We start from the raw sequence: 12,628 nt of genomic DNA, 5'->3' as shown, positions 1-12,628 counted from the left end.
CGGCTCAGCGGAAGACGACCGTCCGGTGACCGTCGAGCAGCACCCGGTGCTCGGCGTGCCAGCGGACGGCGCGCGCGAGCACCTGCGCCTCGACGTCCTGGCCGATGCCGACCATGTCGCGCTCGGTCGAGGAGTGGTCCACGCGGTGGACGTCCTGCTCGATGATCGGGCCCTCGTCGAGGTCGGCGGTGACGTAGTGGGCCGTCGCGCCGATGAGCTTCACCCCGCGGGCCTGCGCCTGGGCGTAGGGGCGGGCGCCCTTGAAGCTCGGCAGGAACGAGTGGTGGATGTTGATGGCGCGCCCGCGCAGCGCCCGGCAGAGGTCGTCGCTGAGCACCTGCATGTAGCGGGCGAGGACGACCAGCTCGACGTCCAGCTCGCGCACCACCTCGAGGAGCCGCGCCTCGGCCTCGGGCTTGCGCCCCGGCTCGACGGGCACGTGGGTGAAGGGGACGTCGTAGGAGCGCGCCATGGGCTCGAGGTCGCGGTGGTTGCCGACGACGCCGACGACGTCCACGGGCAGCCGGCCCGAGCGCTGGCGGAAGAGGAGGTCGTTGAGGCAGTGCGCGGCCCGCGAGACGAGGACGAGGGTGCGCACGGGGCGCCCGACGACGTCGAGCTCCCAGTCCATGCCGAACCGCCGCGCCACCGGCTCGAGGCGCGCCGCGAGCTCCTCGCGCCCCAGCGGCACCTCGACCTGCACCCGGAGGTGGAAGCGGCCGGTCCCCGGGTCGCCGTACTGCTGGCTCTCGGTGATGTTGCCGCCCGCCTCGGCGAGCACCCCGCTGACGGCGTGGACGATGCCCGGGCCGTCGGGGCAGGTCAGCACGAGGACGTAGGCGGGCGCGCCGTCGGCCGCAGGGGTGGTCACGGGCGGGCAGGCTAGCCGCCGTCCGCCGGTACCCTGGGCGCGCCGCGACTGGCGAGGGTGGTCACCACCGGGGAGCGGCGCCGGGGCAGGGCTCTCGAGCCCGCCGCGCCCCGTGCAGCGCGCGGTCGTCCGCCTGGGCCGCGCCTGAGCACCGCGCACCGCCCAGCGCCACCCCCGCCGTGCCCGCCAGCCACGAGGAGACGTGATGACCACGGTCGAGCCCGTCCAGCCCCAGAGCCCCGCCGACGTCCACGAGCCCGCCCCGGGCACCGAGGCCCCCCTGGCCCCGGCGCCGACGGGGGGCCGCAGCGTCACCGACGTCCCCCTCGCCGAGCTCGACCCCGAGATCGCCGAGGTCCTCGAGCGCGAGCTGGGCCGCCAGCGCGGCACCCTCGAGATGATCGCCAGCGAGAACTTCGCGCCGCGCGCCGTCCTCGAGGCGCAGGGCTCGGTCCTCACCAACAAGTACGCCGAGGGCTACCCGGGCCGCCGGTACTACGGCGGCTGCGAGTTCGTCGACGTCGCCGAGGAGCTCGCCCGCGAGCGCGCCAAGGCGCTCTTCGGCGCGGAGCACGTCAACGTGCAGCCGCACGCCGGCGCGCAGGCCAACGCCGCCGTCATGCACGCGCTCATCCGCCCCGGCGACACGATCATGGGCCTCGAGCTGGCCCACGGTGGCCACCTCACGCACGGCATGAAGATCAACTTCTCCGGGCGCCTCTTCGACGTCGCCACGTACGGCGTCGACGCCGAGACACACCTCGTCGACATGGACAAGGTCCGGGCGACGGCGCTCGAGCGGAGGCCGAAGCTCATCATCGCCGGCTGGTCCGCCTACGCCCGCCACCTCGACTTCGCCGCGTTCCGCGCGATCGCCGACGAGGTCGGCGCGCTGCTCATGGTCGACATGGCGCACTTCGCGGGCCTCGTGGCCGCGGGCCTGCACCCCTCGCCGGTGCCCTACGCCGACGTCGTCACCTCGACGGTGCACAAGACGCTGTCCGGCCCGCGCAGCGGCGTCATCCTCTGCAAGGCGGAGCACGCCAAGAAGATCGACTCCGCGGTCTTCCCGGGCCAGCAGGGCGGCCCGCTCATGCACGTCGTCGCCGCGAAGGCCGTGGCCTTCAAGATCGCCGCGACGGCGGAGTTCCGCGAGCGCCAGGAGCGCACGCTGCGCGGTGCGAAGGCTGTGGCCTCCGCGCTGACGACGGACGCCGCCCGCGCGGCCGGCGTCGACGTCCTCACCGGCGGCACCGACGTCCACCTCGTCCTCGCCGACCTGCGGGGCAGCGCGCTCGACGGCCAGCAGGCCGAGGACCGGCTCCACGAGGTCGGCATCACGGTGAACCGCAACGCGGTGCCCTTCGACCCGCGCCCGCCGATGGTCACGTCCGGCCTCCGCATCGGGACGCCGGCGCTCGCCACCCGCGGGTTCGGCGACGCCGAGTTCGCCGAGGTCGGCGAGGTCATCGCCGCGGCGCTGCAGCCCGAGGTCGACACCGCCGCGCTGCGCGGCCGCGTGGCCGACCTCGCCGAGCGCTTCCCGCTCTACCCGGGCTTCGAGGAGTGGTGACCGCCGCCGGCGGGCGGGCGGTCGTCCTCGACGGGAAGGCCGCCGCCGCAGCGGTGAAGGCCGACCTCGCCGTCCGGGTCGCGGCGCTGCGCGAGCGCGGCGTCGTCCCGGGACTGGGGACGGTCCTCGTCGGCGACGACCCGGGCAGCGCCGCGTACGTGCGCGGCAAGCACCGCGACTGCGCCGAGGTGGGCATCGCCTCGATCCGGGTCGAGCTCCCCGCGGACGCGACGCAGGCGCAGGTCGAGGAGAAGGTCGCCGAGCTCAACGCCGACCCGGCGTGCACGGGCTTCATCGTCCAGCTGCCCCTGCCGGCCGGCACGGACACCAACCGGGTGCTCGAGCTGGTCGACCCGGACAAGGACGCCGACGGGCTCCACCCGACCAACCTCGGGCGGCTCGTGCTCCGGGTCCGCGAGGAGGTCACCTCCCCGCTGCCCTGCACGCCGCGCGGCGTCATCGACCTGCTGCAGCGGTACGAGGTGCCGCTGGACGGCGCCGAGGTCGTCGTCGTCGGCCGCGGCACGACGGTGGGCCGCAGCATCGGCCTGCTCCTCACCCGGCGGGACGTCAACGCGACGGTGACGCTGTGCCACACCGGCACCCGTGACCTCGCGGCGCACCTGCGCCGGGCGGACGTCGTCGTGGCCGCCGCGGGCGTGCCCGGGATCGTCCGGGCGGAGGACGTCAGGCCCGGCGCCGCGGTGCTCGACGTCGGCGTGAGCCGCGTCGTCGGCGCCGACGGCAAGGCCGTCCTCACGGGCGACGTCGCCCCAGGCGTCGAGGACGTCGCGGGCTGGCTCTCGCCCAACCCCGGCGGCGTCGGCCCCATGACCCGGGCGCTCCTGCTCGCCAACGTCGTCGAGGCCGCGGAGCGCGCGGCCGGCTGACGGCGACGGCCGAGTGCCGCGACGTGCACGTCGAGTGCCGCGAAGTGGTGGTCCGACCTCGTTCCTGACCACCGCTTCGCGGCACTCGTCGTCCGTCCACAGGGCCTCAGCAGGGCGGGCCCCTCCGGACCGAGACTGCCGCGCGTGGCGGACGACGAGGCGGGGCGCTTCCGGCCCTTCGCGGGGCCCGACCCGCAGGCCGGGCTGACCCGTGGGCAGCTGCGGGCGAGCGGCTACGAGCACCTCGCCCGGGGCGTCTACCGGGCTGCGGGCGGCCCGGCACTGACGCACGGGGACCGCATCGCCGTCGTCCGGGCCGCGCTGGTGCGTCCCGTCGTCCTCGGCGGGCTGTCCGCGGCGTGGGCCCTCGGCGCCGAGCTGGCCACGGCCGACGACCCGGTCGTCGTGGTGGCGGTCCCGCCGACGCCGGACCCACGACCCCGCGAGGGCCTCGTCGTCCGACGCTGCGCGCTGCGCCGCGAGGAGGTCGTGCGCACGGCGCTCGGGTGGGCGACGACGCCCGTCCGCACGGCCGCCGACCTGCTGCTCCTCGAGCCCCGCGTGCGCGCCGTCGCGACGGCCGACGCCGTCCTGCGTGCCGGCGGCCTCCCGCCGTCCGCGGTGGCGGCGGCGCTCGCGGGGCGGCGCGGTGCCCGCGGCGTCGCGGGGGCGCGAGGGCTGGCGCCCCTGCTCGACCCGCGGGCGGAGTCGCCGCGGGAGAGCGAGCTGCGGCTGCTCCTGCACGACGCCGGCCTGCCGGCGCCGGAGGTCCAGCTCGAGGTCCGCGACGGGGACGGCGACTTCGTCGCCCGCCTCGACCTCGGGTGGACGGCCCCCCGCGTCGGCCTCGAGTACGACGGCGCCACGCACCGCGAGCGTGCCCGCCACAGCCGGGACCTGGCGCGCCACAACCGGCTCCGGGCGCTCGGCTGGGTGGTCCTCCAGGTCGACGCGGCGGCCCTCGCCCGTCCTGCCGCGCTGCTCGCCCAGCTCCGCGGGCTCCTCGCCTGACGAGTGCCGCGACGTGGTCGCCCGACGACTCGCCGGACCACCACGTCGCGGCACTCGGCGTGCGCTTCGCGGCACTCGGTCGGGGTCAGCGCTCCCGGTGGACCCGGTGCTGGGCGGCCTGGGCGAGGGGGCGGACGACGAGGAGGTCGACGTCGACGTGGGGCGGGCGGGTGACGACCCACGCGACGCAGTCGGCGACGTCGTCGGCGACGAGGGGCTCGGCGACGCCCTCGTAGACGGCGGCGGCGGCCTCGGCGTCGCCGCGGTAGCGGTTCGTCGAGAACTCCTCCGTGGCCACCATGCCGGGGGAGATCTCCGACACGCGGACCGGGCGGCCCAGCAGCTCCAGGCGCAGGGTGCGGACGAGGGCGCCCGCGGCGTGCTTGGCGGCCGCGTACCCGCCTCCACCCTCGTAGACGACGTGCGCGGCGGTCGACGTCATGACGACGACGTGGCCCGCCCCGGACGCCTCGAGCGCCGGCGCGAGCGCCTGGACGACGCGGAGGGTGCCGAGGACGTTGACCTCGTACATCCACCGCCACTCCTCGACGTCGCCGTCGACGACCGAGTCGGTGCCGAGCGCCCCGCCGGCGTTGGCGACGAGGACGGCGCACTCGCCGCCGACGGCCTCGGCCAGCGCGGCGACGGAGGCGGCGTCGGTGACGTCGCAGACGACGGCGCGGCCGCCGACCTCGTCCGCGAGGGCGCGCAGGCGGTCCTCGCGGCGGGCGGCGAGGACGACGTCGTAGCCCTCGGCGGCGAGGCGGCGGGCCGTCGCGGCGCCGATGCCGCTGCTGGCGCCGGTGACGACGGCGGTGCCGCGCGAGCGGGCGGGGGACGGTGCGGGGGAGGTCATGACGGGTGCCTAGCATCCCCCGGTGCCCGACGACACCGCCGCCCCGCTCCCCACGCCGACGCTCACGCTCGCCACCGCCAACGTCAACGGCATCCGGGCGGCCGCTCGCCGCGGGATGGGCGACTGGCTCTCCGGCCGCGGCGTCGACGTCCTCTGCCTGCAGGAGGTGCGCGCGGACGACCGGACGCTGCGGGCCACGCTCGCCGAGATGGCCGGCGAGGCCGCGCCCGACGAGGCGGCCGCCGACCAGGGCGCCCCCGTCGCCGGCTGGCACCTCGCCCACGTCGAGCCGACCGAGGACGGCACGAAGGGACGCGCCGGCGTCGCGGTGGCCAGCCGCCTGCCCGTGACGGCCGTCCGCACCGATCTCGGCGACGCCGACGAGGACGGCCGCTTCGCCCGCGCCGGCCGCTGGGTCGAGGCCGACCTCACGCTGCCCGACGGCCGCACGCTCACGGCGGTGAGCGCCTACGTCCACTCCGGCGAGGCGGGCACGCCCAAGCAGGACGACAAGATGGCGTTCCTCGCCGCGGCCACCCGCCGGATGGCCGCCCTCGGCGCCGCGGAGGGCGCGCTCGCCGTCGTCACGGGCGACCTCAACGTGGGCCACCGCGAGCTCGACATCAAGAACTGGAAGGGCAACCAGAAGAAGGCCGGCTTCCTCCCCGAGGAGCGCGCCGCCCTCGACACGTGGCTGCGCGCGCCCGACGACGACGGCGGGCTGGGCTGGGTCGACGTGGCCCGCCGCCTCGCGGGCGAGGTCGACGGGCCGTACTCGTGGTGGTCCTGGCGCGGCCAGGCCTTCGACCGGGACACGGGCTGGCGCATCGACTACCAGCTCGCCACGCCGGCCCTCGGCGCGGCCGCGACCACGTGCGTCGTCGACCGTGCGCCCACCTACGACGCGCGGTGGAGCGACCACGCACCCGTGGTCGCCACGTACGCGGTCTGACCCCTCGACCCGCCGTCAGGCGGTGTGCGCCGGCGCCGCCGCGCCCTGCGTCGGCCGCGGGCCCTCGCCCCGGCGCGCGCGGACCTGGTCGCGCGCGTCCTCGACGGCCGGCAGCAGCAGCTCGCCCCACGCCGGGAAGGGGTGCACGACCTCGGCGAGGAGCTCGACGTCGAGGCGGCCGCGCACGGCGAGGACCAGCTCGCCGCCCCAGCTGTCCGCCTCGGGCCCCACCGCGGAGGCGCCCAGGAGCACGCCCGTGCGGGCGTCGACGACGAGCTCGACCGTCCCCGGCCCGTCGTAGCGCTCGACGTGGGCGCGGCCGGTGTCGTGGCTGGCCTGCGACGCCGTGACGACGTCGTGCCCGGCCTCGCGGGCCGCCTCGGCGGACATCCCCGTCGCGAGGACGGGCGGCTCGACGTAGACCGCGCGGGGCATGCCCGTCTCGTCGCCGTCGCGCGGGCTGCCGAGCAGCGCGTCGGCCACGACGCGGGCCTGGTAGTTGGCGCCGTGGGTGTAGGGCGCGCGGCCGTTGACGTCGCCGACGGCGAAGACGTCGTCGAGCGGCGTCCCGCCCGCCAGCGCCCGGTAGCGGACGTCGGTCGCCAGCGCGCCGGCGTCGGTGACGTCGAGGCCCAGCCCGTCCACGCACTGCAGCCGGGGCTTCCGGCCGCTGGCCACGAGCAGGCGCTCGCCCTCCACCCGGGCGCCGTCGTCGAGGTCGAGCACGACGCCGTCGCCGCCCGACGACGCCCGCCGCGCCGTCACGCCCGTGCGGACGTCGACGCCGGCGGCCCGCAGCGACGCCTCCACGGCCTCGCCGACGGAGGGGTTCTCGGCCGCGAGCAGCCGCGGCGCCGTCTCGACGAGCGTCGTCCGGACGCCGAAGGACGCGTACACCTGCGCCAGCTCGCACCCGACCGCGCCGCCGCCGAGGACGAGGAGGCTCGTGGGCAGGTGGTCGCTCGACAGGGCCTCGTCGCTCGTCCACGTGCCCTCGACGGCGTCGAGGCCGTCCACCGGCGGGACCGCGGGCTCGCTGCCGGTGGCGACGACGAGCGTGCGCCAGCGCAGGGTCTCGACGAGCTCGCCCGGCTCCTCGGGCGACGGCCCGCCGCGGCGCACGTGCGCGAGGCCCCCGCCGCCGGGGGAGCGCTCGAGCGAGGCCCAGCCGCGCAGGAGCTCGACCCCCGCCTCGGCGAGCCCCTCCGCCTTGCCGCTGTCGTCCCGGTCGGCCGTCGCCTCGCGGCGGCGGTCCACCGCGACCTGCCAGGCGGCGGCGTGGTCCTCGTCGCCCGCGGCGCGGTGGGCGTGCGCGGCGAGCAGGAGCGCCTTGCTGGGGACGCACGCCCAGAAGGGGCACTGGCCGCCGACGAGGTCGCCCTCGACGACGACGACCCGCAGGCCCGCGGCGGCGGCGCGCGGGCCGGCCGTCTCGGCCGCGGACCCGCCCCCGACGACGAGGACGTCGACCTCGCGGGGGGCGTCGTCGCCGCCGCGCGGGGACGGGGGAGGGGCGGGGGTGGACGTGCCGGGACCGACGGCCTGCTGCGCTGAAGCCATGCCGCCGAGTCTGCGGCGGGGCGCACCGCCCCACCACCGCAGCCCTGCCGGGCGGGGTCCGACCGCCGCGGCGGCGGGCTGCCATGATGACCGGCATGTCCGCACCGCCGTCGGCCGCCGCGACGTCCACGACCGCAGGGCCTCCCGCGACGCCGGCCACGACGGCCGCGCCGGGCGGCCCCGCCCCCGACCACCGCCCCCGCGTCCTGTCCGCGATGCAGCCGACGGGCGCCTCGCTCCACCTCGGCAACTACCTCGGCGCGCTGCGCCAGTGGGTCGCCCTCCAGGACACGCACGACGCGCTGTACTGCGTCGTCGACCTCCACGCGCTGACGGTCCAGGTGGACCCGGCGGACCTGCGGGACCGCAGCCGCCGGACGGCCGCCCAGTACCTCGCCGCGGGCGTGGACCCGGAGCGGGCCAGCCTCTTCCTCCAGAGCCACGTGCCCGAGCACACCGAGCTCGCGTGGGTCCTGTCCTGCCTCACCGGCTTCGGCGAGGCCAGCCGGATGACCCAGTTCAAGGACAAGTCGCAGCGGCACGGCTCCGAGGCCACGAACGTCGGCCTCTTCACCTACCCGGTGCTCATGGCGGCGGACATCCTCCTCTACGACACCGAGCGGGTCCCGGTCGGCGACGACCAGCGGCAGCACCTCGAGCTGACGCGCGACCTCGCGCAGCGCTTCAACGGCCGCTACGGCCGCACCTTCGTCGTGCCGCAGGCGCACCTCCCGTCGGCCACCGCCCGCGTGGCCGACCTCCAGGACCCGACGGCGAAGATGAGCAAGAGCGCCGCCAGCACGGCGGGCCTCGTCGACCTCATGGACGACCCCAAGGTCGTCGCCAAGAAGATCCGCTCCGCCGTCACGGACACCGGCCGCGAGGTCGTGCACGACCGCGCCGCCAAGCCCGGTGTCACCAACCTCCTCGACATCCACAGCGCGCTGTCGGGGGAGGGCGTCGCGGAGCTCGAGGCGCGCTTCGCCGGCCGCGGGTACGGGGACCTCAAGAAGGAGGTCGCCGACGTCGTCGTCGCCGCGCTCGACCCCGTGCGCACGCGCACCCTCGAGCTGCTCGACGACCCGGCGCAGCTCGACGCCCTGCTGGCCGACGGCGCCGAGCGCGCCCGCGGGATCGCCGGGGACGTCCTCGCCCGCGTCCGCGAGCGGGTCGGCCTGCTCCCGGCGGCGCGACGGTGACGCGGCGGTGAGCGGCGGAGCGCCCGCACCGGGCGGCCGACCGGTCGAGCCGGCCCCCGCGACGATGGGCATCGACCTCCGGCCGCTCGCCGACCACGAGGTCACCGTGGGCGTCGCCGTCGCCGTGCCCGAGCCGCACGCCACCCGGCTCCGCGAGCACCGCCGTGCCTTCGGGGACCCGCTCGCGGACGCCGTCCCGCCGCACGTGACGCTCCTGCCGCCGACGACGGTGCCGTCGGGACGGGTCGACGAGGTGCTCGAGCACCTCCAGCGGGCCGCCGCGGCCACCGGGCCCTTCACGCTGAGCCTGCGCGGCACCGGGACCTTCCGCCCCGTGTCGCCCGTCGTCTTCGTCGCCCTCGCCGAGGGGGCCGCCGAGTGCGGCGCCCTCGAGCGCGCGGTCCGCCGCGGGCCGCTCGAGCGCGAGCTCGCCTTCGACTACCACCCGCACGTCACGGTGGCGCACCACGTCCCCGACGCCGCGATGGACCGCGCGCTCGCCGAGCTCTCCGACTTCGAGGTGGACCTGGCCGTGGACGCGTTCTGGCTCTACCGGCACGGCCACGACGGCGTCTGGCGCCCCTACCGCCGCTTCCGCCTCGTCGGCGACGCGGCCGCGGCCGGGGGTGCGGCGTGAGCGCCCCGACGACGCGGCCCGTGCCGGGCGTCACCCCGGCCCCTCCCGCCGAGGACGAGGCCCAGGCCGCCCCCGGGCTCGTCGCCCGCCTCACGGCCCTGCGCCCCGTGCGGGCGTACCTGCACTTCAGCGGCCACCGCGGCAACGTCCTCGCGGGCGGCATCGCCTTCGTGGGGCTCTTCTCCCTCGCGTCGATCCTCGTCGTGGCGGTGTCGGTGCTGGGCCTCGTCTTCGGGTCGCGGCCGGACCTGCAGGCGCGGGTCTACGAGCAGCTCAACGAGACCGTGCCCGGGCTCCTCACGGTGAACGGCACCACGGGACTGCTCGACCCCGACGACCTGCTGCGCTCCGACGTCCTGTCGGTCACCGGCGTCGTCGCCTTCGTCGTCGCGCTGGTCGCCGGCCTCGGTTGGCTCGACGCGCTCCGCGAGGGCATCCGCGCGGTCTTCACCGAGGAGCCGGACCGCCGGCCCGTCGTCGGCAAGAAGCTCAAGGACCTGCTCGTCCTCGTGACGCTGGGCCTGGCCGTGCTCGTGGCCGGGGCCGCGGCCGCGCTGCTCGGCCTGGCCAGCGGCCCATTGCTCGCGCTCATCGGCGTCGACCCCTCGCGCCTCACGGCCTTCCTCCTCGCGGTGGTCGGCTTCGGCATCGCCGCCACCGTCTACACCGGCGTCTTCCTGCTCCTCTTCCGCGTCCTCGCCGACGTCCCGGCGCCGCTGCGGGACCTGCGCCAGGGCGCCGTCGTCGGTGGCGTCGCGCTGGCGCTCGTGACGACCGTCGGCGGGGCGCTGCTGCGCTTCGTCGGCGGCGGCAACCCCGTCGTCGCCGCGAGCGCCACGCTGGGCGCCGTGCTCGTCTGGCTGGGCCTGCTGTCGCGGATCACCCTCGTCGCCGCCGCCTGGGGCGCCACGGCCGCGGACGACGCCGGCAGCCACGTCCTCGTCCGCCCCGGCGCGACGGTCATGGGCACGGCCGTGCGCGAGGACCTCGACGTCCCCGCCGGGCCGCGTCCCCGCACGGCTGTCACCTTCGACCAGCGGACGACGGACCGCACCACGCTGGCCGCCGGCGCGGTGCTCGGCGTCGTCGGCGCAGGGCTCCTCGCGCTCGGCAACGGCGCCGTCCGCGCCGTGGGGGAGGCGGTCCGCGGCGTCGGCCGCCGCTGACCGCAGCCCCGCCGCCGTACACCCCCACCCCGCACGACGACGCCCGGGCCTCCGCGAGGAGGACCGGGCGTCGTCGTCGGCGGCCGAGGGCCGCGGGGGCTCAGACGGTGCGCGTCAGCAGCGCCCGCTTGACCTCGTGGATGGCCTTGGTGACCTGGATGCCGCGGGGGCAGGCCTCCGAGCAGTTGAACGTGGTGCGGCAGCGCCACACGCCCTCGCGGTCGTTGAGGACCTCGAGGCGGACGTCGGCGCCCTCGTCACGGCTGTCGAAGATGAAGCGGTGCGCGTTGACGATGGCGGCCGGGCCGAAGTACTGGCCGTCCGTCCAGAACACCGGGCACGAGGACGTGCACGCGGCGCAGAGGATGCACTTCGTCGTGTCGTCGAAGCGGGCGCGCTCCTCCTGCGTCTGCAGGCGCTCGCGCGTCGGCTCGTGGCCGGACGTGATGAGGAAGGGCATGACCTCGCGGTAGGACTGGAAGAAGGGCTCCATGTCCACGACGAGGTCCTTCTCCACGGGGAGGCCCTTGATGGGCTCCACGAGGATGGGCTTGTCGGGGTTGACGTCCTTGACCAGCACCTTGCAGGCGAGCCGGTTGACGCCGTTGATGCGCATGGCGTCCGAGCCGCACACGCCGTGCGCGCAGGAGCGGCGGAAGGTCAGCGACCCGTCCTGCTCCCACTTGATCTTGTGCAGCGCGTCGAGCACGCGGTCCGTCCCGTTGACCGTGACGGTGAACTCCTGCCACGTCGCCTCGGGCTGCGCGCCCTCCTCGCCGCCCTCGGGGTCGTACCGGCGGATCTTCAGCGTGACGTCGAAGCGCGCGACGGCGCCGAGCTCGCTGCCGCCCGCGGTCTCCTCGGGCGTCGACCGCTCGGTGGTGCCGGCGGGCGCGTCTGCGGTGGTGCTCATCGGGTGCGGCTCTTCTCTCGCGCGGGGCGCGGTGGATCGCGGTGCGACGGGGGGCGACGGACGCCCGAGGGCGGCGTCAGGCGCTGCAGAACTCGGCGGCGGCCGGCAGCAGCGTGCCGTCGGCACCCACGGGGCACGGCTCGAAGGTGAAGATGACGAGCGTGCCGAGCACGATCGTGAAGACGAGGGCGACGGCCACGAAGGTCTTGAGGACGATCCGCGTCATGTCGCGCTCGGCGTAGTCGTTGATGATCGTCCGGACGCCGTTGCTGCCGTGGATCATCGCGAGCCACAGCATCGCGAGGTCCCAGACCTGCCAGAAGGGGCTGGCCCACTTGCCGGCGACGAAGCCGAAGTCGAGGGCGCTGATGCCGTCGCCGACCATGAGGTTGACGAAGAGGTGCCCGATGACGAGGACGACGAGCACGGCGCCGGACAGCCGCATGAAGAGCCAGCTGTACATCTCGTAGTTCGAGCGGCGCGACGTGGAGCGGCGGTACGGGGTCGAGCGGGGGGCCTCGACGAGGGGAGCGGTCACGGTCAGCCTCCGAAGACGTTGGCGAGGTGCCGGACGAGGAACGGGACCATGAGCACGACCCAGATCGCGCCGACGGCCCAGAACATCTGCCGGTGGAAGCGGGGCCCCTGCGACCAGAAGTCGACGAGCATCACGCGGATGCCGTTGAAGGCGTGGAAGAGGACGGCGCCCACGAGGCCGGCCTCGCCGAGGCCGACGACCGGGTTCTTGTAGGTCTCGATGACCGCGTTGTACGCCTCGGGGGAGACCCGCACGAGCGAGGTGTCCAGCACGTGCACGAGGAGGAAGACGAAGATCAGCAGGCCGGTGATGCGGTGGGCCACCCAGGACCACATGCCCTCGCGGCCGCGGTAGAGCGTGCCCTGCGGCACCGCGCCACGGAGGCGGCCGACCGCTCGGGAGTCCGAGGACCCTGAGGTCCCGGTGCTGTGCGTGGTCGTCGCCACGGACGGCTCCTCGGGG

Annotated in this window: 13 protein-coding genes; 7 read left to right on the top strand and 6 right to left on the bottom strand. The window is 76.2% G+C overall.

Annotated features, from left to right (window positions below; translation table 11 throughout):
- Nucleotides 1–4 precede the first annotated feature (4 nt).
- Complete coding sequence (gene purU / locus EDC03_RS08635) at nucleotides 5–871, bottom strand: formyltetrahydrofolate deformylase (RefSeq protein ID WP_123379837.1); 867 nt, start codon at nucleotides 869–871, stop codon at nucleotides 5–7.
- A gap of 205 nt (nucleotides 872–1,076) precedes the next feature.
- On the opposite strand from purU, the gene glyA reads away from it, so the two are divergent.
- The 3 genes from glyA to EDC03_RS08620 all read left to right on the top strand — a co-directional run bounded on the left by glyA (nucleotide 1,077) and on the right by EDC03_RS08620 (nucleotide 4,345).
- Complete coding sequence (glyA, locus tag EDC03_RS08630; protein ID WP_123379836.1) at nucleotides 1,077–2,444, top strand: serine hydroxymethyltransferase; 1,368 nt, start codon at nucleotides 1,077–1,079, stop codon at nucleotides 2,442–2,444.
- Nucleotides 2,441–3,334, top strand: a complete 894-nt coding sequence (locus tag EDC03_RS08625) for a bifunctional methylenetetrahydrofolate dehydrogenase/methenyltetrahydrofolate cyclohydrolase (RefSeq protein WP_123379835.1) — start codon at nucleotides 2,441–2,443, stop codon at nucleotides 3,332–3,334. The genes glyA and EDC03_RS08625 overlap by 4 nt, the downstream gene beginning before the upstream one ends.
- A gap of 144 nt (nucleotides 3,335–3,478) precedes the next feature.
- Nucleotides 3,479–4,345: a hypothetical protein gene (locus tag EDC03_RS08620; RefSeq protein ID WP_123379834.1), complete on the top strand. Its 867-nt coding sequence runs from the start codon at nucleotides 3,479–3,481 to the stop codon at nucleotides 4,343–4,345.
- A gap of 85 nt (nucleotides 4,346–4,430) precedes the next feature.
- On the opposite strand, the gene EDC03_RS08615 is transcribed toward EDC03_RS08620, so the two are convergent.
- Nucleotides 4,431–5,201, bottom strand: a complete 771-nt coding sequence (locus tag EDC03_RS08615) for an SDR family NAD(P)-dependent oxidoreductase (RefSeq protein ID WP_123379833.1) — start codon at nucleotides 5,199–5,201, stop codon at nucleotides 4,431–4,433.
- Between the two features lie 22 nt (nucleotides 5,202–5,223).
- Here EDC03_RS08615 and EDC03_RS08610 point away from each other — a divergent pair, with 22 nt between their 5' ends.
- On the top strand, nucleotides 5,224–6,153 hold the full coding sequence (locus EDC03_RS08610; RefSeq protein ID WP_123379832.1) for an exodeoxyribonuclease III: 930 nt from the start codon (nucleotides 5,224–5,226) through the stop codon (nucleotides 6,151–6,153).
- 15 nt (nucleotides 6,154–6,168) lie between these two features.
- Here the strand turns inward: EDC03_RS08610 and EDC03_RS08605 are convergent, their stop codons facing one another.
- Entirely contained in the window at nucleotides 6,169–7,713 is a 1,545-nt protein-coding gene (locus EDC03_RS08605) for a dihydrolipoyl dehydrogenase family protein (protein ID WP_123379831.1), read from the bottom strand.
- A 95-nt stretch (nucleotides 7,714–7,808) separates the two neighbouring features.
- On the opposite strand from EDC03_RS08605, the gene trpS reads away from it, so the two are divergent.
- From trpS to EDC03_RS08590, 3 genes are read left to right on the top strand one after another with little or no spacing between them, the layout of a single operon-like run.
- Nucleotides 7,809–8,912: a tryptophan--tRNA ligase gene (gene trpS, locus EDC03_RS08600; protein WP_123379830.1), complete on the top strand. Its 1,104-nt coding sequence runs from the start codon at nucleotides 7,809–7,811 to the stop codon at nucleotides 8,910–8,912.
- Between the two features lie 7 nt (nucleotides 8,913–8,919).
- On the top strand, nucleotides 8,920–9,549 hold the full coding sequence (locus EDC03_RS08595; RefSeq protein ID WP_241967107.1) for a 2'-5' RNA ligase family protein: 630 nt from the start codon (nucleotides 8,920–8,922) through the stop codon (nucleotides 9,547–9,549).
- A complete protein-coding gene (locus EDC03_RS08590; RefSeq protein WP_158674250.1) occupies nucleotides 9,546–10,715 on the top strand; it encodes a YihY/virulence factor BrkB family protein in 1,170 nt (389 codons plus the stop codon). The genes EDC03_RS08595 and EDC03_RS08590 overlap by 4 nt, the downstream gene beginning before the upstream one ends.
- A 100-nt stretch (nucleotides 10,716–10,815) precedes the next feature.
- Here EDC03_RS08590 and EDC03_RS08585 read toward each other — a convergent pair whose 3' ends face one another.
- From EDC03_RS08585 to sdhC, 3 genes are all read right to left on the bottom strand, one after another.
- A complete protein-coding gene (locus EDC03_RS08585; protein WP_123379828.1) occupies nucleotides 10,816–11,628 on the bottom strand; it encodes a succinate dehydrogenase iron-sulfur subunit in 813 nt (270 codons plus the stop codon).
- Nucleotides 11,629–11,704: 76 nt separating this feature from the next.
- Nucleotides 11,705–12,166, bottom strand: coding sequence for a succinate dehydrogenase hydrophobic membrane anchor subunit (locus EDC03_RS08580; RefSeq protein WP_123379827.1), 462 nt, complete (start codon nucleotides 12,164–12,166; stop codon nucleotides 11,705–11,707).
- Between the two features lie 2 nt (nucleotides 12,167–12,168).
- Nucleotides 12,169–12,537 (bottom strand): succinate dehydrogenase, cytochrome b556 subunit, encoded by a 369-nt coding sequence (sdhC, locus tag EDC03_RS08575; protein ID WP_206749992.1) that lies wholly within the window; start codon nucleotides 12,535–12,537, stop codon nucleotides 12,169–12,171.
- Nucleotides 12,538–12,628: the final 91 nt, after the last annotated feature.

Origin of the sequence: Pseudokineococcus lusitanus, from assembly GCF_003751265.1 — a bacterium.
GTDB classification, from domain to species: Bacteria; Actinomycetota; Actinomycetes; order Actinomycetales; family Quadrisphaeraceae; genus Pseudokineococcus; species Pseudokineococcus lusitanus.
Note: the sequence above shows the minus strand (reverse complement) of the source record. Positions and strands in the feature narration are given on the sequence as shown.